The sequence below is a fragment of the Mycoplasmopsis mucosicanis genome (assembly GCF_006546935.1).
Classification (GTDB): Bacteria; Bacillota_I; Bacilli_A; order Mycoplasmatales; family Metamycoplasmataceae; genus Mycoplasmopsis; species Mycoplasmopsis mucosicanis.
In genome coordinates, this window is the sequence record NZ_SMDN01000026.1 from 1 (window position 1) to 3,447 (window position 3,447).

Consider the following 3,447-nt stretch of genomic DNA (forward strand, 5'->3'; position numbering starts at 1 on the left):
AAATTTAATTAGAATAATTTTAAGCAAAAAAATGCAAAAGCATTCCTAAAAAATGTGAATTTTTAATAAAAGTCAATAACAAAATAATCAATTTGCATTGATTTTTAATGTCTAATGGTTTGGAGCGGTATGTGTATCTATTGCTTTTTGTCTGTATGAACAACTAATCTATCTTACGTTTTGTTCATTAAACTTTTAATTATTTTGAAAGAAATTTTGAGCTGCATTAGCCGACATAGGGAATGGAAATTGGTTAATATTATGTCGAACTATGTTATTAATTTTGTCCATCATAGATCAGATTTCATCATCGCTGTAACAGTCAAATGATTTTCCTTTTGGAACATACTCCCGAATCAGTTTATGCATATTCTCAATCGAACCTTTTTGAGACGATGCAAATGCATCAGTGTGAAAAATTTGTTTTATACATTTTATCTTGTCTAACATATAGTTTTCGGAGCCATTATCTATTGTTAATGTATCAATCTTAAGGTTAAATCTAGCAATCAATTTTTCAAGAGCTCGTTTTATTGCTCTAGCATTGAGACTTGAGATGATTGCATACGATTTTCTTGTTAAACGGTTTATCAGAGTTAGTATTACTTTTTTCGACTTTATATTTCCTTGTACTGTATCCATTTCATAGTCATTCAATGTTAATCTATCATTGATTTCTTTAGGTCGTTCATGTATTGTTTTTCCAACAGTTTTTTTCTTAGGTTTATGACGCTTAGATTTTGACCTAAACGACTTTCCTATAGACTTATAAGTAAAAATATCATATGGGATAATAAACTCATTTCTTTTCATGAATTTGTATAGTGTAGAAGGTGTTAGAATAAAAACATCTTCGTTAGATATTTTCTTGAATTCATCAATTAGTTGCTGTGCAGATTTTTTAGGAACTCTTAGACTTAGATTTTTTGCGTTTTTATACTTGTTGTATTGTTTTGTTTCTTGAGTTATAAAATGCAGAAATGGTTGTCATTTTTTTGAATTTTAGCACTGTGTTTATATTGTCGCGGTCGTCCATAATTATTGATATTTTCTAAGTAGCGATTTGGTGATAAAGCTTTATATCGGACAACATTTTTACCACAAACTTGACACTTAAATGTGTGTTTTTTATCAAAAGCTGCAGTCTCGATTTCAACACAGTTTAAGTATTTCTTTAAGAGTTTTAACCTCCATTTTGTACTCTCGAGCAATCTGTTCAAAAGTTTTAAAATTTTTAAGATTTTCTAAAAAACTAACTGCTTCAGAAGGTTGTAATGCATGGTTTTTAAATGATTTTCTACTCGCATAAATCTCATGAAGCAACTCATTAGTCTCATAAACAAATCTTTTACTTACAAAGTAGTGTTGTTGGACTATTTTTTTTAGAATAACTCATGTGAAAACTTAAGCAAAAAACTTGTCCTTTTTTTTGGTTTTTCAGTAATTAATGTATTAGATAGCATATAATGTATTTGTCTCCCTTTTTTTTGTTTTATTTATTATATTTTATTGGAGACAAACTAAAAGTCGAGCGTTTTTTTACGTTCGACTTTTCCATTTTTCATTTTAAATAAATATCATAAATTAACTGAAAAAAATAAAGAAAATATTAAAAAAACTATTAAAATAGAAGCAAATAAGAGCGATAATGATGTCATTAATTCAATTGAAAAATTTATTTATAATAATAAATTTAATATTAATGATAATTTAGAAAAAACATTAGATGAGTTAAAAATTAATCATATCCTAGATTTGAAATGAAGAAGTTGGAAATAAAAGTCCATGTTTTATTAGATATATAAAAATAAAGAGGTTATTTTACATAATAAAAAAGAGATTAAAAATTTTTTAGAAAACTTTGAAGGATGAAATATGATAGATAAAAAAGCTAAAAGATTGTTTTTAAAATATATGGAAAATGAGCCAAGTTTAAATATTGAAGAAGTAGAATATATAAAAGAAAAAGCTTTACTTAGAGAAAATATAGTTATTACAGAAAAGGAATTTATTGATAGTCTTGAAAAAATATTTTTAAAAGTTTCTTTAGAAGAGGTAGCTAATGCCTTTTTATATAGCCTATCAACTAGAGATTTAGATTATAGATATATTTTACCTTCATATATTTATGCAAGAAGTTGGTTAAAACATGATAAAGGGAAAGAATATAAAGTTCCAAAAGAAATTACTGCTACATTTTTTAATTGGCTAAAATATTATAGTGGTGGAATTTGGGGTGAGATTGCTAAACCTTATTATTATTTATCTGAATTTTTAAATATGGAGAAAAAAACTCCAAAAGAAGAAGATTATGAAATTTTAAAGAAAATTTTATTCTTTGTAGATAATTTTGAAGAAATGAAAACAGCAACTATGTTAAGAAATGAATTAGCTAAAGAAAAACTATTTCCATCAAATAAAGATGAAGTTACTGGTTTATTAGAAACTTTAGGAATATGTGGAATTTTAGAAACAAAAGAACATAAAGGCTTCTGGGATAACTTTACTCCAAAATTTGAGAGAGATTCGGGGGATTTAAGGCAATATTTTTCATATCCATTTCATTGGTGAAAAGGGAAAGATAGGGTAAACTATGAAAATGTAAAGAAAATTTTTAAAATAACAGTTTAGAAAATTAGGGTGATTAATGAAACGATATAAACGAAGTAAAATTAGACTATATTTATTTACCCTTCCAGCTTTAACTTGTTATGTTTTTCTCTCTGCCACAGCAGTTTCGTGCGCAAAAGAAGAACTAAATGTTACAAAGCTTAATCATCCAGAATTAAAATTTGAAAAGGAGTATGAATTTAAAAATTTATCACCAGAATTTAAAATTAATAATGTTAAATTAAATTCTTTTCGTGATCTAAACTTTCGGTAAAAAATTATACTAACAGCAATTATCATTATTTTTTAATCTTAAATTTAGTGAATTTACATATTCCAAAAGCTGACTCGTATCTAATTCAAGGTCGTTTAAAATTTCTTTTTGGTTAGCTGTAAATGCGTTTCTACGAAGATATGTATCCGATATTTTTGTCACTTCAATTTTGGTCAATTCATTAATTATTGTGTTGTATGTTTCATTTCTCTTTCTCACTATTAAATCTTTGCAATAAAACATTATGTAGGCCCTCACAATACCACTAATAAAGGTTAGAAATGTTTTAGATTCTAAAACTCCATCAGTGTATGAATAATTTTTATTTAAGTTGGTTTGAGTTTTGAGTCATCTAAACATTTTTTCAATACTGTCTCTATTGTGATATGCATTTTGCACTTCATCAATTGTTTTTTCAGTGTTTGTTACTATGGTGCAATAACCGTCGTTTTTTATATGTTTTTCAAATGATTCTTCCTTTGGTGTTACACTTAAAATTCTTCGTTTTTCATCGAGCTCAAAATCAAGATATTCAGAAAAATTATGTTCAACTTCTTTTGTTA

4 protein-coding genes are annotated in these 3,447 nt (G+C 26.2%); 2 read left to right on the plus strand and 2 right to left on the minus strand.

The window, feature by feature from the left end:
- Positions 1 to 195: 195 nt before the first annotated feature.
- Positions 196 to 978, minus strand: coding sequence for an IS30 family transposase (locus E1I18_RS03585; protein WP_141484221.1), 783 nt, complete (start codon positions 976 to 978; stop codon positions 196 to 198).
- Positions 979 to 1,875: 897 nt separating this feature from the next.
- Between E1I18_RS03585 and E1I18_RS03590 the strand changes: the two genes are divergently transcribed.
- Complete coding sequence (locus E1I18_RS03590) at positions 1,876 to 2,631, plus strand: hypothetical protein (protein ID WP_141484222.1); 756 nt, start codon at positions 1,876 to 1,878, stop codon at positions 2,629 to 2,631.
- A 16-nt stretch (positions 2,632 to 2,647) separates the two neighbouring features.
- A complete protein-coding gene (locus E1I18_RS03595; RefSeq protein ID WP_141484223.1) occupies positions 2,648 to 2,884 on the plus strand; it encodes a hypothetical protein in 237 nt (78 codons plus the stop codon).
- A gap of 9 nt (positions 2,885 to 2,893) precedes the next feature.
- Here the strand turns inward: E1I18_RS03595 and E1I18_RS03750 are convergent.
- Positions 2,894 to 3,447 (minus strand): hypothetical protein (locus E1I18_RS03750; protein ID WP_170218549.1); only part of this gene is annotated, 554 nt, incomplete at its 5' end.